This window comes from Streptomyces sp. NPDC107562 (genome assembly GCF_055657325.1).
This window is the reverse complement of the sequence record NZ_JBVKBE010000010.1, coordinates 68,161-91,098: the sequence shown is the minus strand read 5'-3', so window position 1 is coordinate 91,098 and position 22,938 is coordinate 68,161. Positions and strand designations below refer to the sequence as shown.

Annotated in this window: 27 protein-coding genes; 19 read left to right on the top strand and 8 right to left on the bottom strand. The window is 71.9% G+C overall.

Going from position 1 to position 22,938, the window contains the following annotated elements; genetic code table 11:
• Positions 1–265 precede the first annotated feature (265 nt).
• Entirely contained in the window at positions 266–1,039 is a 774-nt protein-coding gene (locus ACZ7LV_RS25835) for a Clp protease N-terminal domain-containing protein (RefSeq protein ID WP_471942579.1), read from the bottom strand.
• A 73-nt stretch (positions 1,040–1,112) separates the two neighbouring features.
• On the opposite strand from ACZ7LV_RS25835, the gene ACZ7LV_RS25830 reads away from it, so the two are divergent.
• Entirely contained in the window at positions 1,113–2,327 is a 1,215-nt protein-coding gene (locus tag ACZ7LV_RS25830; protein WP_471942577.1) for a DUF2786 domain-containing protein, read from the top strand.
• A 3-nt stretch (positions 2,328–2,330) separates the two neighbouring features.
• Here the strand turns inward: ACZ7LV_RS25830 and ACZ7LV_RS25825 are convergent, their stop codons facing one another.
• From ACZ7LV_RS25825 to rpmB, 4 genes are all read right to left on the bottom strand, one after another.
• Positions 2,331–2,858, bottom strand: coding sequence for a DUF4232 domain-containing protein (locus ACZ7LV_RS25825; RefSeq protein ID WP_471942575.1), 528 nt, complete (start codon positions 2,856–2,858; stop codon positions 2,331–2,333).
• Positions 2,859–2,962: 104 nt separating this feature from the next.
• Positions 2,963–3,517: a hypothetical protein gene (locus ACZ7LV_RS25820; protein WP_471942573.1), complete on the bottom strand. Its 555-nt coding sequence runs from the start codon at positions 3,515–3,517 to the stop codon at positions 2,963–2,965.
• Between the two features lie 548 nt (positions 3,518–4,065).
• Entirely contained in the window at positions 4,066–4,371 is a 306-nt protein-coding gene (gene rpsN, locus ACZ7LV_RS25815; protein ID WP_471942571.1) for a 30S ribosomal protein S14, read from the bottom strand.
• Positions 4,371–4,607 (bottom strand): 50S ribosomal protein L28, encoded by a 237-nt coding sequence (rpmB, locus tag ACZ7LV_RS25810; protein ID WP_471942570.1) that lies wholly within the window; start codon positions 4,605–4,607, stop codon positions 4,371–4,373. The genes rpsN and rpmB overlap by 1 nt, the downstream gene beginning before the upstream one ends.
• Positions 4,608–4,669: 62 nt before the next feature.
• Between rpmB and rpmG the strand changes: the two genes are divergently transcribed.
• From rpmG to ACZ7LV_RS25770, 8 genes are all read left to right on the top strand, one after another.
• The gene (rpmG, locus tag ACZ7LV_RS25805; RefSeq protein ID WP_401675718.1) at positions 4,670–4,834 is read left to right on the top strand and encodes a 50S ribosomal protein L33; all 165 of its coding nucleotides are present in this window, start codon (positions 4,670–4,672) and stop codon (positions 4,832–4,834) included.
• A gap of 9 nt (positions 4,835–4,843) precedes the next feature.
• A complete protein-coding gene (locus ACZ7LV_RS25800) occupies positions 4,844–5,104 on the top strand; it encodes a type B 50S ribosomal protein L31 (protein ID WP_471942569.1) in 261 nt (86 codons plus the stop codon).
• 3 nt (positions 5,105–5,107) lie between these two features.
• Positions 5,108–6,475 carry a GTP-binding protein gene (locus ACZ7LV_RS25795; RefSeq protein WP_471942567.1) on the top strand — a complete coding sequence of 456 codons (1,368 nt, stop codon included), beginning with the start codon at positions 5,108–5,110 and terminating at the stop codon, positions 6,473–6,475.
• 7 nt (positions 6,476–6,482) lie between these two features.
• Entirely contained in the window at positions 6,483–6,728 is a 246-nt protein-coding gene (gene rpsR / locus ACZ7LV_RS25790) for a 30S ribosomal protein S18 (RefSeq protein ID WP_471942565.1), read from the top strand.
• Positions 6,729–6,800: 72 nt separating this feature from the next.
• Entirely contained in the window at positions 6,801–7,175 is a 375-nt protein-coding gene (locus ACZ7LV_RS25785; protein ID WP_401675726.1) for a VOC family protein, read from the top strand.
• Positions 7,176–7,182: 7 nt separating this feature from the next.
• A complete protein-coding gene (locus tag ACZ7LV_RS25780) occupies positions 7,183–7,554 on the top strand; it encodes an ArsR/SmtB family transcription factor (RefSeq protein ID WP_471942563.1) in 372 nt (123 codons plus the stop codon).
• Positions 7,551–8,024: an SRPBCC family protein gene (locus ACZ7LV_RS25775; RefSeq protein WP_471942561.1), complete on the top strand. Its 474-nt coding sequence runs from the start codon at positions 7,551–7,553 to the stop codon at positions 8,022–8,024. Before ACZ7LV_RS25780 ends, ACZ7LV_RS25775 begins: the two co-directional genes overlap by 4 nt.
• Before the next feature lie 146 nt (positions 8,025–8,170).
• Positions 8,171–8,470: a DUF397 domain-containing protein gene (locus tag ACZ7LV_RS25770; RefSeq protein ID WP_401675732.1), complete on the top strand. Its 300-nt coding sequence runs from the start codon at positions 8,171–8,173 to the stop codon at positions 8,468–8,470.
• A gap of 88 nt (positions 8,471–8,558) precedes the next feature.
• Here ACZ7LV_RS25770 and ACZ7LV_RS25765 read toward each other — a convergent pair whose 3' ends face one another.
• Complete coding sequence (locus ACZ7LV_RS25765; RefSeq protein WP_471942559.1) at positions 8,559–9,050, bottom strand: ATP-binding protein; 492 nt, start codon at positions 9,048–9,050, stop codon at positions 8,559–8,561.
• 364 nt (positions 9,051–9,414) lie between these two features.
• Between ACZ7LV_RS25765 and ACZ7LV_RS25760 the strand changes: the two genes are divergently transcribed.
• The 7 genes from ACZ7LV_RS25760 (at position 9,415) to ACZ7LV_RS25730 (ending at position 16,453) form a co-directional block, all read left to right on the top strand.
• Complete coding sequence (locus ACZ7LV_RS25760; protein WP_471942842.1) at positions 9,415–10,239, top strand: helix-turn-helix domain-containing protein; 825 nt, start codon at positions 9,415–9,417, stop codon at positions 10,237–10,239.
• A gap of 93 nt (positions 10,240–10,332) precedes the next feature.
• Positions 10,333–11,793, top strand: a complete 1,461-nt coding sequence (locus ACZ7LV_RS25755) for an aldehyde dehydrogenase family protein (RefSeq protein WP_471942557.1) — start codon at positions 10,333–10,335, stop codon at positions 11,791–11,793.
• Between the two features lie 152 nt (positions 11,794–11,945).
• Positions 11,946–12,587 (top strand): PadR family transcriptional regulator, encoded by a 642-nt coding sequence (locus ACZ7LV_RS25750; RefSeq protein WP_471942555.1) that lies wholly within the window; start codon positions 11,946–11,948, stop codon positions 12,585–12,587.
• A gap of 73 nt (positions 12,588–12,660) precedes the next feature.
• Complete coding sequence (locus ACZ7LV_RS25745; RefSeq protein WP_471942554.1) at positions 12,661–13,623, top strand: ATP-binding cassette domain-containing protein; 963 nt, start codon at positions 12,661–12,663, stop codon at positions 13,621–13,623.
• Positions 13,620–14,381 (top strand): ABC transporter permease, encoded by a 762-nt coding sequence (locus ACZ7LV_RS25740; RefSeq protein WP_471942553.1) that lies wholly within the window; start codon positions 13,620–13,622, stop codon positions 14,379–14,381. The genes ACZ7LV_RS25745 and ACZ7LV_RS25740 overlap by 4 nt, the downstream gene beginning before the upstream one ends.
• A 74-nt stretch (positions 14,382–14,455) precedes the next feature.
• Positions 14,456–15,217, top strand: coding sequence for a MerR family transcriptional regulator (locus tag ACZ7LV_RS25735; protein ID WP_471942552.1), 762 nt, complete (start codon positions 14,456–14,458; stop codon positions 15,215–15,217).
• A 186-nt stretch (positions 15,218–15,403) separates the two neighbouring features.
• The gene (locus tag ACZ7LV_RS25730) at positions 15,404–16,453 is read left to right on the top strand and encodes a DedA family protein (RefSeq protein ID WP_471942550.1); all 1,050 of its coding nucleotides are present in this window, start codon (positions 15,404–15,406) and stop codon (positions 16,451–16,453) included.
• 40 nt (positions 16,454–16,493) lie between these two features.
• On the opposite strand, the gene ACZ7LV_RS25725 is transcribed toward ACZ7LV_RS25730, so the two are convergent.
• Both ACZ7LV_RS25725 and ACZ7LV_RS25720 read right to left on the bottom strand, forming a co-directional pair.
• Complete coding sequence (locus ACZ7LV_RS25725) at positions 16,494–18,164, bottom strand: threonine/serine exporter family protein (RefSeq protein ID WP_471942548.1); 1,671 nt, start codon at positions 18,162–18,164, stop codon at positions 16,494–16,496.
• A 108-nt stretch (positions 18,165–18,272) separates the two neighbouring features.
• A complete protein-coding gene (locus ACZ7LV_RS25720; protein WP_196460818.1) occupies positions 18,273–18,764 on the bottom strand; it encodes an inorganic diphosphatase in 492 nt (163 codons plus the stop codon).
• Positions 18,765–18,843: 79 nt separating this feature from the next.
• Between ACZ7LV_RS25720 and dacB the strand changes: the two genes are divergently transcribed.
• From dacB to tilS, 3 genes are all read left to right on the top strand, one after another.
• The gene (dacB, locus tag ACZ7LV_RS25715; protein WP_471942546.1) at positions 18,844–20,424 is read left to right on the top strand and encodes a D-alanyl-D-alanine carboxypeptidase/D-alanyl-D-alanine endopeptidase; all 1,581 of its coding nucleotides are present in this window, start codon (positions 18,844–18,846) and stop codon (positions 20,422–20,424) included.
• An 82-nt stretch (positions 20,425–20,506) separates the two neighbouring features.
• Entirely contained in the window at positions 20,507–21,634 is a 1,128-nt protein-coding gene (locus tag ACZ7LV_RS25710; protein ID WP_471942545.1) for a zinc-dependent metalloprotease, read from the top strand.
• 195 nt (positions 21,635–21,829) lie between these two features.
• Complete coding sequence (tilS, locus tag ACZ7LV_RS25705) at positions 21,830–22,843, top strand: tRNA lysidine(34) synthetase TilS (protein WP_471942543.1); 1,014 nt, start codon at positions 21,830–21,832, stop codon at positions 22,841–22,843.
• The last annotated feature ends 95 nt before the right edge of the window (positions 22,844–22,938 follow it).

The following is a 22,938-nucleotide window of genomic DNA, read 5'->3' as shown; positions in this document are numbered from 1 at the left end:
ACGACCCCCGGCACGGACGTCGGGCCTGGCTCTCCCTGCGGAGGCGACTCCCGGGCATGCACTCCCGGCACGGGCTCCCGGGCTCGGCCACTCCGGTACGCCGGTCACGGGGCTCGCCCCGCTCGGCCCCCGGCACGGAGCCCGCCCCGAATCGGCCCCCAGGCACGGAGCCCGCCCCGCGCGGACCCCGAACACGGAGCCCGCCCCGGCAGCCCGGAGCCTCACGGCACAGACACCCCGCACGGAGCCACCGCACACACCCCCCTCAGCTCCCCCCAGCAGCCTCCCCCGTCCCCCCCTCGCCCGCGCCCTCGCCCTCCCGCTCGCGCATCAACTCCGCGAGCGCCTCCGTCACGTACTGTTCCACGCCCGCCTTCGTGATGCCGAGGCCGGACAGCAGGCCCTCGCCGTTCTCGAACTCCAGGAGGGCCAGCAGGATGTGCTCCGTGCCGACGTAGTTGTGGCCGAGGCGGAGGGCCTCGCGGAAGGTGAGTTCCAGGACCTTCTTGGAGTCCGAGGCGTACGGGACGAGTTCCGGCCCCTCCTCCGCGGCCGGCGGGAGCGCCGCGGTGGCCGCCTCGTGGACCGCGTCCAGGGTGACGCCCTGCGCCGTGACGGCCCGTGCGGCGAGCGCCTCGGGTTCCGTGAGCAGCCCGAGCACGAGGTGCGCGGGCAGCCCCTCGGCGTGGTGCGCCGCCTTGGCCGCGTCGTGCGAGGCGACGACCACCTTCCGCGCGCGGGGGGTGTAGCGGCTGAAGCCCTGGCTCGGGTCCAGGTCCATGGACTCCTTCGGCACGAACCGCTTCTGAGCGGCCTGCCGGGTGACGCCCATGCTCTTGCCGATGTCGGTCCAGGAGGCGCCGGAGCGCCGGGCCTGGTCCACGAAGTGGCCGATGAGGTGGTCGGCCACGTCCCCCAGGTGCTCGCCGGCGAGGACCGCGTCCTGCAGCTGGTCGAGGGGTTCGTTGTGGACCTTCTTGATGGCCGCGATGAGGTCGTCGAGACGGATGGATGACGTGAAGTCGGGGTTCTTCGTCATGCGTCAACCGTAGGTTGACACCCCTAAGGCGTCAACCCTGGGTTGACAGTCGCCCGCATGGCACGATCCCCCCGTGGACACCAGCACCGTCGACCGGGCCTTCCGGGCCGCCCTCTACGCCCCCGCCGACGACCACGCCGCCCTCGACACCGGCGCCTCCCTCCTCGCGGCCGACCCGGCGGCCGACGCGGACGTCACCCGACGGGGCGTCGAGTTCGTCGCCGGTGCCTGGCGCCGCGGCTGGCAGCCCGCCGACGTCGTACGGATCGTCCGCCGCGACCTCGACGACGTGCACGAACGCCTCGTGGCGGCCCTGATCCTCGACCAGGCGCCGGACGACCGCCCCCGCGGGCCCCGCTGGGCCGCCCAGCTCGCGCAGCTCGCCGAGGAGGCTCCCGCCACCCCCGCCCGCACCGACCGCTTCACGCACGCCACCGCCGTCCTGGAGCTCTACCGCCTCCTGCTGCGCCTCCCCACCCTCGAAGACCTCGACGAGCCCTCGACCAGGACGGGCGCGCGACCCCGGACGGAGAGCGGCGCGCAGACACCGTCCCCCGAGTCCCGGATGCTGACCCGCATCCGCGCCCTGCTCGCGAAGGCCGAGGCCACCGGCTTCCCGGACGAGGCGGAGGCCCTCAGCGCGAAGGCGCAGGAGCTGATGGCGCGGCACAGCATCGACGCGGCGCTGCTCGCGGGCCGGACGCCGCAGGGGACGGGCCCGACCGCCTGGCGGATCGGCGTCGACCCGCCGTACGAGCAGGCCAAGGCCGTGCTGCTGGACGCGGTCGCCACCGCCAACCACTGCCGCGCGGTGTGGAACGAACCCCTCGGCTTCTCCACCGTCGTCGGTTTCGCACCCGACCTGGAGGTGGTCGAACTCCTCCACACCTCGCTCCTCGTGCAGGCCACGACAGCGATGACCAAGGCCGAGGCCGCCCAGCGCGCGGGCGGGCGCCGACGCACCAAGACCTTCCGGCACTCCTTCCTCGCGGCCTACGCGCACCGCATCGGCGTCCGTCTCGCCTCCGCCGCCGAGGAGACCGCGAGGCAGGCGGCCGAGGAGGCCCAGGGGGAGCCCGCCGGACGCGACGGCGACCAGGGCGCCGCGGCCGGCGGGCTGCTCCCGGTCCTGGCGTCGCGCGAAGCCGCGGTCACCGAGCACGCGGAGCAGATGTTCCCCGAGACGACCACGACCCGGCTGCGCGCGGTCAGCGACGCGGCGGGCTGGACGGAGGGCGCACGCGCCGCGGACCGGGCCGAGGTCCGATCCCGTCGCCGGCTCGACTGACCCTCAGTCTCCCGCCTGCTGGAACGCCCCGACCGAGGCGTCCGGCACGCCCCCCGTGCCGAGCGCGACAGGGCCGTACGACCAGGCGAAGCCCCGCGTCTCCGACGCTCCGGGCAGACCGATCTTCACCCGGGTGGCGTCGAGGCTGCCGCCGACACCCGCCTCACCCCGGACGTACGTGATCGTGAACGTCGCCGCCGTGCCCTCGGCGAGCGTCAGCCTCTGCGGCCGGGCCGCCTCGTCCTCCGTCACGGTCGCGGAGGTGGCGTCGGCCTGGAGGCCGACCGTGGGGAAGCCGTCCAGCGTGCACGCGGCGCCCTGGTTGGTGACGGTGACGGGGATGTTGCCGGTGTCCCCCGCGAGGGGCGCGGCGTTGGCGGGGCCGACCTCCACGCCGACCTCGTCGAGTACGCAGGCGGAGGTGTCCTGGCCCTCGTCCTCGCCCTCACCGTCGCCACCGCCCCCGCAGGCGGTCAGCAGCAGGGCGGCGGCGAGTGCGGCGGAGCCGACGGTGAGCGAAGTAGCGCGCATGAGTGGGTCCCCTGGGTTCGTGTCGATGCCCCTGGATCATCACGTACGCCGGCTCCGCACGGTCACCCGGCCCGCCTCACCCGCGTCACCTCACCCGCGTCACCTCACGAACCGGTCCCCGTGGTGGGCAGCCCCGCGGTCGGCAGCCCCGGGGGCAGTTCCCCGCCCTCGGACCTGGTGAACGTCTCCTCGCCGAGACCGCCGTCCCACGTCACCTTCAGACTCGTGGCGCCGACGGAGCCGACGGTGCCGGTGCCGCGCTCGTCCTTGCCGTTCGAGCAGGTGAGCCGGATCGTCCGGGTGCCCGACGCCTCGCCCACCCGCCCGCTGCACACGGTCCCGCCGGTCGCGAACAGCCCGGCGGTGTCGCCGGTGACGACGAGCGCGACCGCCTCACCCCCGCTGGTGGCGAGCCAACTGCCGTCCAGTTCCCCGGCGGCCGCCCCGGACGGCGAACCGTCGTCCCCGCCGGTCGCCGCCGACGACGTGACCGGGCTGGGAACGGCACCGGCCGAGGAGCGGTCCGGATCCGAGTCCGAGCCACCGTCCCCACTGCAGGCCGTCAGCGCGACCGCCCCCACCACGGCCAGGGCCGCGATCCGCACCCGCCCGCGCACCGCACCAGGCGCGTGCGCCACCGAAGTCGTCGCCGAAGTCACTGCATGCCCCCAGGGGTGAGCCGGTAGCCGATGGGCCGCGCGAGCCGCGTGGCCGTACGGACGGACAGTCGCACAGCGGTACAGCCGTACCAACGGATGACAGCACAGCCGGACCGTCCGACAACAGCACAGCCGGACAACAGCACAGCCGGACGATCACAGGGAACTACGACCTGACAGCCCGACAACCGCATGGCCGGACGGTCGCACCGCCCTACGACCGGAATGTCGTAGGGCCCTATGAGCGGGACGTCGTACCGTCCTGCGACCCCACAGCAGTACTGCCCTACGACCCGAAAGCCGTACCACCCGACCACCCGACCACCCGACAGGCCTACGGCCCTACAGCGCGACGACCCGACAGCCCGACGGCCTGAAAGCCGCACAGTCCCACGGCCTTACAGCCCGACAGTCGCACAGCCCGACAGCCCGACAGCCCGACAGCCCGACAGCCCGACAGCCCGACAGCCCGACAGCCCGACAGTCTCACAGTGCAACAGACCGGCCGCGCTACGGCCTACGACGCGGCAAGCCGCCCCGTGCCCCGCCTACCACGAAGACTTCCGCACCCCCGGCAGATGCCCCGCGTGCGCGTGCTCGCGCAGACCCACCCGCGACAGCCCGAACGCCCGGAAGTACCCGCGCGGCCGTCCGTCCACCTGGTCCCGGTTGCGTACGCGCGTGGCGCTCGCGTCCCGCGGCTGCCGGCGCAGCTCCCGCTGGGCGGCGAGGCGTTCGGCCTCCGTCGACGACGGCCGCCGGACGATCTCCTTCAACTCGGCCCGCCGGGCGGCGTACCGCGCGACGACCTCCTGCCGCTTCGCGTTCTTCGCGATCTTGCTCTTCTTGGCCATCAGACCTTCACCCCGCGCGCGCGGATGCGGGCCACCGCCGCCTCGACGCCGATCACGTCGACCGTCTTGATGCCCTTGGCGCTCAACCGCAGCCGGACGTACCGGTTCTCGCCGGGCAGCCAGTAGCGCCTGGTCTGGATGTTGGGGTCGAAACGCCGTGAGGTGCGGCGGTGGGAGTGGGAGATGCGGTTGCCGAAGCCGGGCCGGGCGCCGGTCAGCATGCAGTGGGCGGACATGGGTGACGTACCTCTCCGTAGGCCTTGTCGTAAATGGAATTCATTTTCAGTAAGATACCAGCATGGCACGCAACGAACTCCGCCCTGTCATCAAGCTCCGGTCCACGGCCGGCACCGGATACACATACGTCACCCGCAAGAACCGTCGTAACGACCCGGACCGCGTGACCCTGCGCAAGTACGACCCGGTCGCCGGCCGTCACGTCGAGTTCCGAGAGGAGCGCTGAGCCGCCGCCATGCGCAAGGGAATCCACCCGCACTACGGGCCCGTCGTCTTCCGTGACCGGGCCGCGAACCACGCGTTCCTCACCCGGTCCACGCTCACCGGCACGCACACCGGCGAGAAGACGGTCGTATGGGAGGACGGCGCCACCTACCCGGTCGTCGACGTCGAGATCTCCCACGTCAGCCACCCCTTCTACACCGGCACGGCGCGCGTCCTCGACACGGCCGGACGCGTCGAGCGCTTCGAGCGCCGGTACGGGAAGCGGGGCTAGTCGATGCCCGAGCTCCCTGTCGTGGTCGTCGGCGGACTCCACGCCGACGCCCGCAAGGCCGCCGTCGGGCAGCTGCTCGCCGAGGTGCCCGGCAGCGTCGTACTGCACCACGACCTGTCCACCGCCGTCGGCGGCACGGTCGTACGCACCGTCCGGGACGCCGACGGACTCCGGGACGCCGGCGAGACACCGCTCGTCAACGACTGCGCGTGCTGCGCGCTGCGCGCGGACCTGGTCCCCGAGCTGCGGCGGCTCGCGGACGCCGGTGACACCCCGCTCGCGGTCGTCGAGCTGTGGGACTCGGTGGAGCCGAAGGCGATGACGGAGGTGATCGCCTCCGGCGGGCTCACGGTCACCGGCGTGATCACCGCCGTCGACCCCGCGCTGCTGCTGCCCTGCCTCGGCAACGGCGACGACCTCGCCGAGTGCGGCCTCGCCGCGGCCGCCACCGATCAGCGGACCGTCGCGGACACCTTCGCGCGGCAGTTGGAGTACGCCCCCGTCCTCGCCGTCCTGGACTCCCCGGACGCCGACGACGAGGACCGTGAGCTGCTCGCGCAGCTGCATCCGACGGCACGTCAGGTGCCCGTCGGCCGCGCCGCTCCGGCGGACGACCGGCCCGCCCGGCCGGACCGGCGGATCCGGACGGACAGCGAGGCCCGGACGGACAGCGAGGCCCGGACGGACAGCGAGGCCCGGACGGACAGCGAGGCCCGGACGGACAACGAGGTCCGTACGGACATGGCGGCCCGGTCCGGCAACGAGGCCCGGACGGGCCGGGGGATCAGGGCGGGCCGAGGGGGCCCGGGCGCGGCGGGAGTGCCCGGCGCGCACTCGCCCCTCGCCCACGCCGCCCTGGCAGGCTTCGACGTGGAAGCGGCCGCCGCGGCCCAGCACCCTGCCTGTGCGCTGCTGCCCACCGAGGCGGACGCGCACGGGGTCACGACGCTCGTCTGGCACCGGCGCCGTCCCTTCCATCCCGAGCGGCTCTTCGAGGCGCTGGAGGATCTGACCTGCGCGGCGGCCCGCAGCCGGGGCCGGTTCTGGCTCGCCGACCGGCCGGACACGCTGCTGCACTGGGACGCCGCCGGCGGTGCCCTGTGCGTGGAGAGCGCCGGCCCCTGGCTCGCCTCGCTGCCCGACGCGGCGTGGGACCTGGTGCCGCCGGTGCGCCGCGCCGCCGCCGCGCTGGACTGGCATCCGGAGCACGGCGACCGCGGTCAGCACCTCGTGTTCACGTCTCCCGGCCTGGACCGGGAGGGGCTCGCGCACCTGCTGGAGTCCTGCCTGCTCACCGACGCCGAGTACGCCGCCGGGCGCGCCGCGTGGAAGCGGCTGCCGCCCGCCTTCGACGCCTTCCTGGAGGTCTGAACCCGCCATGTCCCGCAAGCCCGACGGCAAGCCCGATCGCAAGCCCGTCCGGAGCCGGCCCAATCCGCTGGACCGGGCCGGGATCACGTACATCGACTACAAGGACACCGACCTGCTGCGGACGTTCGTCTCCGACCGCGGCAAGATCCGCGGCCGCCGGGTCACCCGGGTCTCGGCCCAGCAGCAGCGGCAGCTGGCGCGCGCGATCAAGAACGCCCGGGAGATGGCCCTGATGCCGTACTCCGGCCGGTGACGGCCGCCGGCTGACCGGTAGGTGTTTCCCTACGTTTGACGCGTAGGGAAACGCCTACCTATTCTGTGCCGCATGAACATCACCCACGCCTCCTTCGTCACCCTCCCCGTCGCCGACCAGGACCGGGCCCTGCGCTTCTACACCGAGGTGCTCGGCTTCGAGGTCACCGCCGACCTCCAGATGCCGCCCGGGCGCTGGCTCCAGGTCGCCCCGCGCGGTGCGCAGACCACGTTCACGCTGTCCGGGCCCCGGATGGGCGGTTTCACCCCCGGCTCCACACGGGGGATCATGTTGGTCACGACCGATGTCGACGCGGACTGCGCCCGGCTCACGGAAGCGGGCGTCGAGGTGCAGGGGCCGGACGACCACCCCTGGGGGCGCATGGCCGCCTTCCGCGACCCCGACGGCAACGGTCTGATGCTGCTGACGGAGAAGGAAGGCTTCTGACGACGCCATGACCAGCACCGGGGCCGGGGCGCGTGCCGCCGACACCGCCGAGGCCGCCGACCGCGTGTTCGCCGCCCTCGCCAACGCCACCCGTCGCGAGGTGCTGCGACTGCTGCGCGACGGCGGCCCGCAGCCCGTCCAGGCCCTGGCCGACCACTTCGACATGCGCCGGCCCAGCCTCTCGGAGCACCTGAAAGTGCTCCGGGACGCCGGGCTGGTCTCCGAGCAGCGCTCCGGCCGGCAGCGCATCTACCGCCTGGAGGCGGCCCCGCTGGCAGACGTACAGGACTGGCTCCATCCGTACGAGCGGTTCTGGCGCGAGCGGCTGAGCGGCCTCGGTGAGCTGCTCGACCGCATGCCCGACGATGAACCGACATGAGCACCCCACCCGGCGCCGCGGACGACGACCTCACCGTGATCCGCGTCGACCAGTTCTTCCCGCATCCGCCCGCGAAGGTCTGGCGGGCGCTGACGGACCCCGAGCTGCTGGCGCAGTGGCAGATGCCGGGCTCCGAGGACTTCCGCCTGGAGGTCGGCCACCGCTACCGGATGACCTCCGTGCCGCGCCCCAACACCGGCTTCTCCGGTGTCGTCGAGGTGTCGGTGCTCGGCTACGAGGCGGAGCGGATGCTGCGCGTCCGGTGGGCGGACGCCGCGGGTGCCGGCGCGGCGGACTGGACCATCACGTGGACCCTGGAACAGGAAGGGCGCGGAACGCGTCTGTTCCTAGTGCACGAGGGATTCGATCCGGACGATCCGGCGCAGTCGATGGCGCGGAGGATCATGGACGGGGGCTGGCGGTCGTATGTCATGCGGGCCCTGGGGCAGACGCTGGAACGACTTCGGTAGCGCGGCCGTCCAAGCTGTAACCGCAGGAACACCCCCCGTGCACGTGCATCTGCCCATGCATCTGCACATGAACAAGGTTATGATCCGCCTCAGTTGACCACTGCATCCATGGCCATAGCAGCCAGTGCACCACCGGGGAGCGACCTGTGGATCACGACGTGTACGACGGTGACGTGTACGACGGTGACGTGCACCACGGCGCCGGCGCGTCCGGCGTGTACAACGGCATGGCCGCCACGAACCTGTGCGGGGTGGCCTGGCAGAAGAGCCGGCACAGCAACTCGCAGGGGTCCTGCGTGGAGTTCGCGCGATTGCCGGGCGGGAGAGTGGCGGTACGCAACTCGAACTTCCCGGACGGGCCGGCGCTGGTCTACACGCGCGCGGAGATCGAGGCGATGCTCGCCGGTGTGAAGGACGGCGAGTTCGACCATCTGATCGCGGGCTGAACCCGCGGGGCGCGGTGACGGCGGGTGAGCCTCCGCCGACCCGCGGTGACGCGCGTAGAACCTCGGCACCAGGAGGTGCCGAGGTTCCTCAGCCGTCGGGCTGGAGCCGGAACATGGCCCAGACGACCTTGCCGCTGAGCGTGCCGGCCAGCGGGTGCCAGCCCCAGCTGTCGCAGAAGGAGTCGACGAGGAACAGCCCGCGACCGGACTCCGCCGCGAAGTCGTCGGCCTCGCGCGCGACCGGACTGTCGTTGCTGGGATCGCGTACCGCGCACACCAGCCGCTCGGTCCAGCGCATCAGGTGCAGTCGCACCTGGGGCGGGGTGTGGTCGCCGTCCCGGGCCGGCGGGCGCGGGGTGACGGACGGCAGGCCGTGCCGCAGGGCGTTGGTGACCAGTTCGGAGACCACCAGGCAGACGTCGTCGAAGCGGTGGCCGACATCCCACTGGTCCAGCGTTCTGCGGGTGAACTGCCGCGCCTCACGCACCGCTTCGTAGCGGGCCGGCAGGGCGCAGGAGGCGGCGTTGGACACGGCCGTGGGGTCCAGCGGCGGAAGGCCCTGCCGTAAAGGCTCGAGCATGGTCGATCCATTCGTCCCCATGCGAGGCACTCCCCCGGGAATTCGCGGTCGTGGCGATGCAGCGGTGGCGCGGGACCATGGTTTCGGATGCGTACAGCAGATGCAAGGGCAGATGCACGTGCACGCGACCGAATTGGACCCTCCCGTACCACTTGTTGGCCATTTTTTCCGCCATCTTCACGCCGCCTCCTGGCCTTCTCCTTCCCTCGGCGTTCCTTGAGGGATCCGGAATCTTTGGCTTCTTTCCATCTGTGTAATCGGACGAGTACAGCTCGGAGTGTTTTAGTGGCAGACTGCGGGCCCTGAAGACGGTTGGGGAGGCTGGAACGTGAGCGCGGGAGAGCCCGGATCGGTGGTGCGGCGGATGCTGCTCGGCTCGCAACTCAGGAGACTGCGAGAGGCACGGGGCATCACGCGCGAGGCGGCGGGTTATCACATCCGCGCCTCCGAGTCGAAGATCAGCCGGATGGAGCTGGGCCGGGTGAGCTTCAAGACGAGAGACGTGGAAGACCTGCTGACGCTGTACGGCATCGTGGACGAGACGGAGCGGACGTCGCTGGTGTCCCTGGCCCGGGAGGCCAACGTCGCGGGCTGGTGGCACAGTTACTCGGACGTCCTGCCGAGCTGGTTCCCCACCTATGTGGGCCTGGAGGGCGCGGCGTCCCTGATCCGCGCCTACGAGGTGCAGTTCGTGCACGGCCTGCTCCAGACCGAGGCGTACGCGCGTGCCGTCGTCCGGCGCGGGATGAAGGGTGCCGGCGAGGCCGACGTCGAGAAGCGGGTGGCGCTGCGCCTGGAGCGGCAGAAGCACCTCGTCTCCGAGAACGCCCCCGACTTCCACATCGTGCTCGACGAGGCCGCCCTGCGCCGGCCCTACGGCGACCGCGAGGTGATGCGCGGCCAGCTCCAGCACCTGATCGAGTTCTCCGAGCGGCCCAACGTACGGCTCCAGATCATGCCGTTCAGCTTCGGCGGGCACTCCGGCGAGTCCGGCGCCTTCACCATCCTCGGCTTCCCGGAGTCCGACCTGTCGGACGTGGTGTACCTGGAGCAGCTCACCAGCGCGCTCTACCTGGACAAGACGGAGGACGTCGCCCAGTACGAGAAGGCGCTGAAGGAGCTCCAGCGGGACAGCCCGGGGCCGGACGAGAGCCGCGACCTGCTGCGAGGGCTGCTCCAGCTCTCCTGAAGGGTTCCCGGAGAGTTACTCCAACTCTGTTGCATCACCAGTACGATGACGTGCGATCAGGCACTGCTTCACCGGCAGGGATTGAGGAGTCGCATGTCGTCCTACTTCACCGACCTGGCACAGCAGTACATCGACGGCGAGTGGCGTCCGGGCACGGGTTCCTGGGACATCATCGACTTCAACCCGTACGACGGTGAGAAGCTGGCCGCGATCACCATAGCCACGGTCGACGAGATAGATCAGGCCTACCGCGCCGCCGCCCGCGCCCAGCGGGACTGGGCCGAGGCCGGGTCCCACGCCCGTCGCGCCGTGCTGGAGAAGGCGCTGCGGCTGGTCGAGGAGCGCGAGCCGGAGCTCACCGAGGCGATCGTCGCCGAGCTGGGCGGCACGCGGGTGAAGGCCGGCTTCGAACTGCACCTCGCCAAGGAGTTCCTGCGGGAGGCCGTGAGCCTCACGACGCGCGGCGAGCACCGGCTGATCCCCTCGCCGGACCCCGGCAAGGAGAACCGCCTCTACCGCGTCCCGGTCGGCGTCGTCGGCGTGATCAGCCCCTTCAACTTCCCGTTCCTGCTGTCCCTGAAGTCGGTCGCCCCGGCCCTCGCTCTGGGCAACGCCGTCGTCCTCAAGCCCCACCAGGACACCCCCGTCATGGGCGGCACGGCGCTGGCCCGGCTCTTCGAGGACGCGGGACTGCCCGCCGGTGTGCTCAACGTCGTCGTCACCGACATCGCGGAGATCAACGACGCCTTCCTGGAGCACCCGGTCCCGAAGGTCATCTCCTTCACCGGCTCCGACAAGGTGGGCCGGCACGTCGCCACCGTCTGCGCCGGGCACTTCAAGCGCGCGATCCTCGAACTCGGCGGCAACAGCGCCCTGGTGGTCCTCGACGACGCCGACCTCGACTACGCCGTCGACGCGGCCGTCTTCAGCCGGTACGTGCACCAGGGCCAGGTCTGCATGGCCGCCAACCGCATCCTGGTGGACCGCTCGGTCGCCGAGACCTTCACCGAGAAGTTCGTCGCCAAGGTGCGCGGCCTGAAGGCCGGTGACCCGAGCGACCCGGAGACGGTCATCGGCCCGCTGATCAACTCCTCGCAGTCGGACGCGATCACGTCGGTCGTCGACCAGGCGGTCGCCGAGGGCGCCACCGCGCTGCTGCGCGGCGCCACGCGCGGCAACCTGGTCGAGCCGTCGGTCCTGACCGACGTACCGGCGGACTCGGGGCTGCTGCGCCAGGAGATCTTCGGCCCGGTCGCGCTCCTCGTCCCCTTCGACGGCGAGGAGGAGGCCGTGCGCCTCGTCAACGACACCCCGTTCGGTCTGAGCGGCGCCGTGCACACCGCCGACGTCGAGCGCGGCGTCCGCTTCGCCCGGCGCATCGACACCGGCATGTTCCACGTCAACGACGGCACCGTGCACGACGAGCCGCTCGTGCCGTTCGGCGGCGAGAAGGACTCGGGACTCGGCCGGCTGAACGGCGAGACCACGCTGGACGCGTTCACGACGCTGAAGTGGATCTCGGTACAGCACGGCCGCAGCACGTTCCCCTTCTGAGACCGCCCCATCGATCACGACGTAAGCGGGGCGAGTGACCTGGGCGGTTCTCCGGGAGCCGACCGCGCTCGATACGCGCGGCCCGAGGGCTCCCGGACGGGCACCACGGGGCGGACCCAGGGCCGCCCGACGCGCGGCCTAACCTGGACGGCATGTCAGCGATCCGTCTCCTGGTGCTGGGTGCCGTCCGCCAGCACGGGCGGGCCCACGGGTACCAGGTGCGCAACGACCTGGAGTACTGGGGCGCCCACGAGTGGTCCCACGCCAAACCCGGCTCGATCTACCACGCCCTGAAGCAGATGGCCAAGCAGGGCCTGCTGCACGCGCACGAGATCGCCCCGTCCACCGCGGGCGGACCGCCGCGCACCGAGTACGAGCTCACGCCGGCGGGCGACGCGGAGTACTTCGCCCTCCTGCGCGACGCGCTGACCTCCTACGACCAGAAGGTCGACGTCAAGTCGGCGGCCATCGGCTTCATGGTCGACCTGCCGAGGGCCGAGGCGGTGGCGCTGCTGGAGGAGCGCATCCGGCGCATCGAGGAATGGCGTACCGCCGTCACCGACCACTACGTGCCCGAGGAGGGCCCGGCGCAACTGGGCCACATCGGCGAGATCATGAACCTCTGGATCCATACCGCCGACGCCGAGGCCGAGTGGGCCAGGGGCGTGATCAGCCGTGTCGAGGGCGGCGCCTACACCTTCTCCGGCGAGGGCGCGCCCTTCGTCGGCGTGCTCGCCGAGGGCGAGGAGAACCCGTACGCGACGGGGGAGAGGCCCTCCGGCGGCAGCTGTTAATCAAGTTTGACTAATCATCCTGCCGGGTACTAGCGTCCCGTCGGTAATCAAGTTTGATTAGCGAGGGGGCCCAGTGGGCGACACGGCGATCACCGTCGTAGGAGCACGCAAGAAGTACGCCAACGGAAAAGACGTCAAGCACGCGCTCGACGGGCTCGACCTCTCGGTCGCGCGCGGCGCGGTGCACGGAGTGCTCGGCCCGAACGGCGCCGGCAAGACCACCCTGGTCCGGATCCTGTCCACCCTGCTGCGCCCCGACGAGGGGCGCGTGGAGGTGGCCGGGCACGACGTCGTGCGGGCGGCGTACGAGGTGCGCGTGCGGATCGGGCTGCTCGGCCAGCACGCGGCCGTGGACGAGGGGCTGAGCGGCTACCAGAACCTGGAGATGTTCGGCCGCCTCCACCACCTGGGGGCCCGCCGCGCGCGCGTGCGGGCCGGCGAGCTCCTGGAGCGCTTCGGCCTCGAGGACACCGGCCGCAAGGCGGTCAAGCAGTACAGCGGCGGTATGCGGCGCCGCCTGGACCTCGCCGCGTCCCTCATCACCGAGCCGGAGGTGCTCTTCCTGGACGAGCCCACCACCGGCCTCGACCCGCGCGGCCGCGCCGAGGTGTGGGCGTCGGTCCGCACCCTGGCCGTCGGCGGTACGACGGTGCTGCTCACCACGCAGTACCTGGAGGAGGCCGATCAGCTCGCCGACCGGATCTCCGTCGTCGACCACGGCCGGGTCGTGGCCGAGGGCACCTCGGACGAGCTGAAGGCCCTGACCGGCGGCGACCGTATCGACGTCGTGCTGCGCGACGCGGGCCACCTGGGCACGGCCGTCGCGCTGCTGCCCGTACCGAAGGACGGCGTCACCGTCGACGCCGACCGACGGCTGCTCAGCGCGCCGGTGACCGACCGGATGGCGGCGCTCGCCGGGGTCGTACGGGCGCTGGAGGAGGCCGGGATCGAGGCCGAGGACGTGGCACTGCGCCGCCCCACGTTGGACGAGGCGTTCCTGCACCTGACCGCCGACCGCACGAAGGAGGCCGTATGACCACGCACGCGCTGACCGACTCCTGGACCATGACCCGCCGTGAGCTCTCCCACTGGGCCCGGCAACCGGTCCAGGTGGCCGTCAACGCCGCCTTCCCGGTGATGATGCTGGTGATGTTCGGCTACCTGGTCGGCGGCGGCCGCGCCGTCGACGGCGCGTACATCGAATACCTGCTGCCCGGGATGCTCGCGCTCACCATGGCCTTCGGCCTGGAGGGCACGATGATCGCCGTCACCGCGGACCTCAACAAGGGGGTGATCGACCGCTTCCGGTCGATGCCCATGACCAACGGCGCGGTCCTGGTCGGCCGTTCGGCCGCCGACATGCTCCAGTCGGTGCTCGCCCTGGCCGTTCTCATCGGCGTCGGGCTCGCCCTCGGCTGGCGCGCGCACGGCGGGTTCGCGGCTTTCCTCGGCGGCGTCGGGCTGTTGCTGCTGTTCCGGTTCGCGATGCTGTGGATCGGCATCCACCTGGCGATGGTCGCCGGGAAACCGGAGCTGGTGCAGGCCGTGCAGATCCTGGTCTGGCCGATCGGTTTCCTGTCCAACGCGTTCGCGACACCGCAGGCCATGCCCGGCTGGCTCGGCACGGTCGTCCAGTGGAACCCGATGTCGCAGACCGCGACGGCCGTACGCGACCTGTTCGGCAACCCGGGAGGTGAGCCGGGACACGTGTGGGGCGCGGTCGTCTGGCCGCTGGTACTGCTCGCGGTCTTCTTCCCGCTGGCGGTACGCCGTTTCGCCCGCCTGAGCCGATGAGGCCGTCGCACGCGGCTTGCACCTAACGTGGCGTGAGGGCTCAGCGTGGAGGCGTACCGAGAGAAGGAGCGGAAGTGAGCTACTCCGTGGGACAGGTCGCCGAGTACGCCGGAGTCACGGTGCGCACCCTGCACCACTACGACGGCATCGGCCTGCTCGCCCCCAGCGAGCGCAGCCACGCGGGCCACCGGCGTTACAGCGACGCCGACCTCGACCGGCTGCAGCAGATCCTGTTCTACCGGGAGCTCGGCTTCCCGCTCGAGGAGGTCGCCGCACTGCTCGACGACCCGGCCGCGGACCCGCGCGCGCACCTGCGCCGCCAGCACGAACTGCTGACCGCCCGGATCGAGAAGCTGCAGAAGATGGCGGCGGCCGTGGAGCACGCCATGGAGGCACGCACGATGGGCATCAACCTCACGCCCGAGGAGAAGTTCGAGGTGTTCGGGGACCACGACCCGGACCAGTACGAGGACGAGGTGCGCGAACGCTGGGGCGGCACGGACGCCTACCGCCGCTCGCGCGAGCGCACCTCCTCCTACACCAAGGAGGACTGGAAGCGCGCCACCGAGGAGTTCGACGCGATCCACCGGCGCATGGCCGACCTGATGGCCGCCGGCACCCCGGCCGACTCCGAGGCGGCCACCGACACCGCCGAGGAGCACCGCCTGTTCATCACGCGGTCGTACTACGACTGCTCCCACGAGATGCACAGCTGCCTCGGCGAGATGTACGTCTCCGACCCGCGGTTCACGGCGACGTACGACAAGATCCGCCCGGGTCTCGCGGTCTACCTGCGTGACGCGATCAAGGCCAACGAGGCCCGGCGGACCTCCTAGGACCCTGGCCCGGGAGCCCGCTCCCGGGCCAGGACCGCCGCCGCCCACCGACCCCACGGTTCTGGGCGGTGCGCGCACAGTGCATCCTGGGAACCCCGGTGGAACCCGGGCCGGACACTTTCCGTTGATAGCTTTGTCCGGCCGTATTGGACGCCGTACTTCCCGACCTCTCAGGAGCCCGGAACCGTGACGACGCTTGCCCTCGGACCGAGCTGGCTGGATCCGAACTATCTGCTGGACAGCTTCGGAATCTGGGGCCTGCTCCTCATCGTGTTCGCCGAGTCGGGGCTGCTCATCGGCTTCTTCCTGCCGGGCGACTCGCTGCTCTTCACGGCCGGCCTGCTGATCACGTCCAACCAGCTCGACTTCCCGCTGTGGGCGGCCATCGTGCTGATCTGCCTCGCCGCGATCCTCGGTGACCAGGCGGGCTACATGTTCGGCAAGAAGGTGGGCCCCTCGCTCTTCACCCGCCCCGACTCCCGCCTCTTCAAGCAGGAGAACGTCACCAAGGCCCACGAGTTCTTCGAGAAGTACGGCCCGAAGTCCCTGGTCCTGGCCCGCTTCGTGCCCATCGTGCGCACGTTCACGCCGATCATCGCGGGCGTCAGCGGCATGCGGTACCGCTCGTTCCTGGTCTGGAACGTCATCGGCGGCATCCTGTGGGGCGCGGGCGTGACCATGCTCGGCGCCTGGCTGGGCAACATCGGCTTCGTCAAGGCGAACATCGAGGCGATCCTGATCCTGATCGTCCTCGTCTCGGTCCTGCCGATCATCCTCGAGTTCTGGCGCGCCCGCTCCAAGAACAAGAAGAACCAGTCCCAGCAGCCGCAGCAGCCGCAGCAGCCCCAGGACGGGCAGCCCCGGCTCCAGCAGCAGCCCGTGATGGACGACGCCACGACCCAGCTCCGCCGCATCGAGCCGGACCACCCCGCCGACCGGGGCTACGGACAGCAGCAGGGCTACGGCAACCAGGGCTACCCGCAGCAGCAGGGACACGGCCGTCAGGGCAACGGCCGACAGGACCACGGACAGCAGCAGGGCTACGGGCAGCAGCAGGGGTACGGACAGCAGGGCTACGGACAGCAGCAGGGGCACGGGCAGCAGGGCTACGGACAGCAGCAGGGGTACGAACAGCAGCACGGCTACGGCAACCAGGGCCACCCGCAGCAGTACCCGCCCCAGCAGCAGCCGTACCCCCAGCAGCAGGAGCCCTACGACCCCTACCGGCAGTACTGACCCGCCCTGGCGGGCGCGAGGGCGGGGAAGGGGAACGGCCTCAGAACCCGCGCGTCCGCTTCGCGGCCCGCCGCCCCCCGGTCGCAGCGCCCGGCAGCCGCAGGAACAGCCGGGAGATCTCCGACCCCAGGTTGACCCCGATCGCGATGGCCATCGCCAGCGCCGCCGCCTTGCTCAACGACCCGAGCCCCGAATCCACGTCGTTCCCCGCGATCGACAACAGCCCGAAGTACGTCGCGGAACCCGGCAGCAGCGGCCCGATCGCCGCCGTCGTGTACGGCAGCGCGGACGCGTACCGGTAGCGCGACAGCAACTGCCCGAACAGCCCCACCAGTCCCGCGGCCGCCGCCGTGGAGGCGACCGGTGAGATGTTCCCGGCGTAGTGCATCGCGCCGTAGACGATCCACGCGACGCCGCCGTTCAGCGTCACCGCGAGCACGGTGGACCGCTCCTGCTGCAACAGCACCGCGAACGTCAGCGAGAGCAGCATCGACGCGGCGATCTGGAGCAGGGGCCGCTCGGCGATGTACAGGGCCGCCTCGGGGTCGAGCTGGGCGCCGAGCTGGACGCCGAACCACAGCACCACGAGCACCCCGACGACGATGCCCACGAAGAAGTACATGACCTCCAGCAGCCGTGCCGCGGCGGTGATGTAGAAGCCGGTCAGCCCGTCCTGCACGCCCGCCACCAGTGCCCGCCCGGGCAGTAGCGCGAACAGCCCACCGGTGATGACCGCCGAGGCCTTCACGTCGACGTGCAGCAGCGTGAGCGCGACCCCCATCGCGGCCGGCGGCATCGCGGCCACCGTGAACTGGTAGAACTCCGGCAGTCCGCGCCCCGCGCACAGCCAGGCCAGCCGGTCGCCCAGCATCGCGCCCAGCGCGGCCGCGACGAACACGATCACATCACCGCCGACGAGCACCGAGGCCGCACCGGCGAGCAGCCCGCTCGCGGAGGTCAGCACCCACGTCGGATACGGGTGCCGGTTGCGGCGGATCTCCGCGAGGCGCCGGTAGGCCTCCTCCAGGGAGATGTGCGTCTCGGGGTCGCTGAGGTCGTCGACGAGCTGATAGACGGCCGCGAGGCGGGTGTAGTCCGTCCCCCGGCGGCGTACCGTCCGGGACGCCGTGACGGGGTCGTCGACCAGGGACGGCTGGTACGAGATCGACAGCAGGGTGAAGGTGACGGTCGGCTCGCAGCGGTCCAGGCCGTAGGAGCGACAGACCGCGAACATCGCCGCCTCCACGTCCTCGGCGCCCTCGCCGCCGGCCAGCAGCAGCTCACCGATACGCAGGGTCAGGTCGAGGACGCGCGGGACGGCCGGGCCCGCCTCGTCCTCGTGCTTGTGCACGGGCTCGGGAGCGGGCCGCTCGGCCACCGGCAGCCGCAGCATCGTGCGCATCCGGTCCTGCCAGGGCACGTCCTTGGTGAGCCGGACCACGGGGACCCCGCTCGCCGGCGTGAACGCGGCCGGCGCGCTGCGCGAGCTGTACGTCCGGGGCGGACTGAACGCCGACCCCTCCGGCTCGGCGGCCTGCGGCGTCGGGACGTCGAGCCCGTCCGGCAGCGCGAACTCGGACGTCGTCTCCGGCTCGGCCGGCGCCTTGGCGAGGTCCAGCCCCTCGGGGATCGCGAACTCGGATGTGACCTCGGGGTCGAACGTGCCCCTTGCCTCGTCCGACTGCGGCTTGCGGGCCTCCGCGTCCGTCACCTGGCAGCGCTCCCTGTACGACACACCCAACAGGCCTCAGTATGCGCACTGACACACGGACGGGCCGCACGCCTGAGCGCGCGGCCCGTCTACCCGGAATATGCGATCTCAGTGACCGCCCTGCTCCTCGAAGCGCTTGTAGGACCGCTCGATCTCGGCCTCGGCCTCGGTCCGGCCCACCCAGTTGGCGCCCTCGACGGACTTGCCGGGCTCCAGGTCCTTGTACACCTCGAAGAAGTGCTGGATCTCCAGGCGGTCGAACTCGGACACGTGGTGGATGTCGCGCAGGTGCTCCACGCGCGGGTCGTGCGCGGGCACGCACAGCAGCTTGTCGTCGCCGCCGGCCTCGTCGGTCATCCGGAACATGCCGATCGCACGGCACTGGATGAGGCAGCCCGGGAAGGTCGGCTCGTCCAGGATGACCAGCGCGTCCAGCGGGTCGCCGTCCTCGCCGAGGGTGTTCTCGACGAAGCCGTAGTCGGCCGGGTAGCTGGTCGACGTGAACAGGCGGCGGTCCAGGCGGATCCGACCGGTCTCGTGGTCCACCTCGTACTTGTTCCGCGAACCCTTCGGAATCTCGATCGTGACGTCGAACTCCACCGGTGGCTCCTCCATGATCAGCACGCAGTTCTGGTGATTAAGTGTCCCTCACGCAGCTAAGTGATCGCGAAAGGGGCTGGTGGTCGTGCCCGAGCTGAGGCCTTGGCGGGCCGCGAGACCGCATGTGGCGCGGATCGCGAACGCCGTCCGTCCCCGTCTCGCCCGGGCCCGCGCGGCCGCCGCACCCCGGGTCGCCCGGTGGGCTCCGGCCGCGAAACCGCAGGTCGGGAGGGTGATGAAGGCGAGTCCGTGGCCGTACACCGCGGTCGCCGCCACCGCGGGCCTCGCGCTGGCCGCCGGAGTGGTGACGGCCGCGGGGCCCTGGGACTCCTCAGGCCAGCGTACGGCGGAGCGGGACCGGGCCGCCGCCCACCGGGAGCCGGGTGGCACAGATCACGGCGACGGCCCCGGCATGGCGGGCGCCCCCCGTCCCGCTCCGAGCGCGGCCTCGGTCCTGACCGGCCTCGGCTCCGCCACGAACGTCGTCATGTCCTCGCCGAACGGCCGGGCCCTCGCCGCCGTCCTGGACCCCCTGCTCGCCGCTCCCGCGCTCGGCGACCGCCGTACCGCCGTCGTCATCGACCTGGCCACCGGCAAAAGGCTCTACGGCAGCGGCCCCGACGAGGCGCTCACCCCCGCCTCCACCACGAAGATCGCCACCGCGGTCGCCGCGCTGTCCGCCCTCGGGCCCGACCACCGCCTGACCACCCGCGCCGTCTACGAACCCGACACCGAGGAACTCGTCCTCGTCGGCGGCGGCGACCCCACCCTCACCGCCCGCAAGGACGGCGTCGGCCTGGCCAGCCTGCGCACCCTCGCCGCCAAGGCCGCGGCCGCGCTGAAGGAACGCAAGGTGCGCGAGGTGACGCTGTCGTACGACACGACCCTGTACGCCGGGCCCGAACGTCACCCCATCGGGGTCAACGACAACCTCGCCCCGGTCACTCCCCTCATGGCCGACGAGGCCCGCGTCGACGCGTCGACCAGCGGGCCGCCGGTGCAGCGGATCGCCGCCCCGGCGGCGGACGCCGCGGGCAAGTTCGCGCGGTTCCTGAACGAGCACGGCATCCGCACGACGTCGCCCGGCCCCTCCAAGGCGACCAAGCGCGCCCAGCCCCTCGCCACGGTCCAGTCGCCGCCCGTGTCCGCCCTGGTCGAGCGGATGATGACCGAGAGCGACAACGACATCGCCGAGGCCCTCGCCCGCCACACCGCCGTCGCGAGCGGCAAGCGCGCGGACTTCGCCGGGGCCGCACGCGCGATCGAGGCCCAGCTGAAGAAGCTCGGCCTGCCGCTCAAAGGTGCCCGCTTCAAGGACGGCAGTGGCCTCGACCGCAACGGCAGGCTCACCGCGAACCTGCTGACCCGCCTCCTGCTCAAGGCCGCCGACCCGGCCCGGCCCGGACTGCGCCCCGCTCTCACCGGCCTGCCGGTGGCCGGCTTCACCGGCACCCTGACCACCCGGTACGCCGACGGCGCGGCCGGCATCGTGCGCGCCAAGACCGGCAGCCTCAACGGCGTGAACACCCTGGCCGGAACCGCCGTCACCCGGGACGGCCACGTCCTCGGCTTCGCCTTCCTGACGTCGGGCGGGTACGAGGTGACGGCCGCCCGCGCGGCCCTGGACCGGGCGGCGACGGCGCTGACGACGACCCGGTGAGCCGGTGCCCGCGGCCGGGGAACCGGCCGCCACCGTCCGCCATGCCCTGCCCGAAGTGGTGCCGCTCACGTACCGTTGACGCATGACGAGCATCGGTGCTTCTTCCGGGATGGTCGACTGGAACCTCGCGGTCGCGACCGCGACCCGGCTCGTACGGCCGGGCCCAGAGGTGAGCCGCGACGAGGCCCGGGCCGTCGTCGCGGAACTCCGCCGGCACGCCAAGGCCTCGGAGGGGCACGTCCGGGGCTTCACCCGGATGGGCACCGAGGAGACCCACGACACCCCCGTCCTCGTCGTCGACCGGCCCGGCTGGGTCCGGGCCAACGTCGCCGGGTTCCGGGAACTGCTCAAGCCGCTGCTCGGCAAGATGCAGGAGCGGCGCGGCAACACCGCGGGAGGCGCGGTCCTCGGCGCCGTCGGAGGCAAGGTCACCGGCGTGGAGCTGGGGATGCTGCTGTCGTTCCTGTCCTCCCGCGTCCTCGGCCAGTACGAGACCTTCGCCCCCGCCACCCGCGAACTCCCGGCCGGCGCGAACGGCGGCGGCAGGCTGCTGCTCGTCGCCCCGAACATCGTCCACGTCGAACGCGAACTCGACGTGGACCCGCACGACTTCCGCCTGTGGGTGTGCCTGCACGAGGAGACCCACCGCACCCAGTTCTCCGCGGTGCCGTGGCTGCGCGACCACCTGGAGGGCGAAATCCAGTCGTTCCTCGCGGAGACCGACGTCGACCCCATGACCGTCCTCGAACGCGTCCGCGAGGCCGCCCAGACGCTCGCCGGGGGCCGCCCGGAGGGCGAGGAGGACGACGGCGGCCGCTCGCTGGTCGAGCTGGTGCAGACTCCCTCCCAGCGGGAGATCCTCGGCCGGCTCACCGCCGTGATGTCCCTGCTGGAGGGCCACGCCGACTTCGTGATGGACGGCGTCGGCCCCGACGTCGTCCAGACCGTCGGGGAGATCCGCGAGAAGTTCCAGCAGCGGCGCGCCAAGGGCGCCTCCCGTCTGGACCTCGCGCTGCGCAAGCTGCTCGGCCTGGACGCCAAGCTCAAGCAGTACCGCGACGGCGAGCGCTTCGTACGGTCCGTGGTCGACGAGGTCGGCATGGACGGCTTCAACCGGGTCTGGACCTCCCCGAACACCCTCCCCACCAAGTCGGAGATCGCCAAACCGGCGGACTGGATCACACGGGTGCACCGCAGGAGCGAGACCTGAACCACGGGTGAGACGTCGTGAACCGGATCCGGCCGACGGCAGGCGAACGCCCCTTCAATCACCCGTCCGAGGGACCGTGAGCCATGGGTAGGCGTGCAATGCTCGGGGAACGGCCCGGTTCTGTCACCATCTACACACTCTGAGTGACCGAGCTCGGGCTCACCCCCCGAAAAACTTCATGAAGGGAACCGGACAATGGGTCCCCATCCTGCGGTCGCGGCGATACGCCTGGCGGTACGCCGCGTCCTCCACGACATCCTCACCGAGTACCACTCCACCCCCCACGAGCGTCCCCCCTCGCCGCTCGTGCTCGTGGCATGCTCCGGCGGCGCCGACTCCATGGCGCTGGCCTCCGCGCTCGCCTTCGAAGCCCCCAAACTCGGCATGCGCGCGGGTGGCGTCACCGTCGACCACGGCCTCCAGCCCGGCTCCGAGCTGCGCGCCGAGGAGGTCGTGCTGCGGCTGCGCGAACTGGGCCTGGACCCGGTCGAGGCCACCGCCGTGCACGTCGGCCGCGACGGCGGCCCCGAAGCCGCCGCCCGTGACGCCCGCTATGCCGCCCTCGACGCCGCCGCCGTACGCCATCGTGCCGCCGCCGTCCTGCTCGGCCACACCCGCGACGACCAGGCCGAAACCGTCCTGCTCGGCCTCGCCCGCGGCTCCGGCATCCGCTCCCTGTCCGGAATGGCCGCGGTCTCGGGGGCCGGCGGCCGTTACCGGCGCCCCTTCCTCCAGCTCGACCGGCAGACCGCGCGCAAGGCGTGCATGGTCCAGTCCCTGCCGGTCTGGGACGACCCGCACAACGCGGATCCGGCGTACACCAGATCGCGGCTGCGCCACGAAGGACTGCCCGCCCTGGAGAAGGCCCTCGGCAAGGGCGTCGTCGAGGCCCTCGCCCGCACGGCCCAGCTCTCCCGCGACGACGCCGACGCCCTCGACACCTGGGCGAGCCAGGCCGAGGGGTCCGTCCGCGACGCCGCCGGCGGCCTGGAGTGCGCCAAGCTGTACGCCCTGCCGCCCGCGGTACGCCGCCGGATCCTGCGCCGGGCCGCCATCGAGGCGGGCGCGCCGGCCGGTTCGCTGTTCGCCCGGCACATCGAGGAAGTCGACCGCCTGATCACCGGCTGGCGCGGCCAGGGAGCCATCAACCTCCCGGGCAAAGTCGTCGTCCGCCGTCAGGGTGGCAGACTGGTGATTCGGCAAGGCTGAATCCGGGACACTCCCACCGGACCGTGCACACGGTTCCGCGCACGCCGCGCACGCGGCAGGGACGTCCGGGGACGGCCGGTGGGACGACCGAAAGT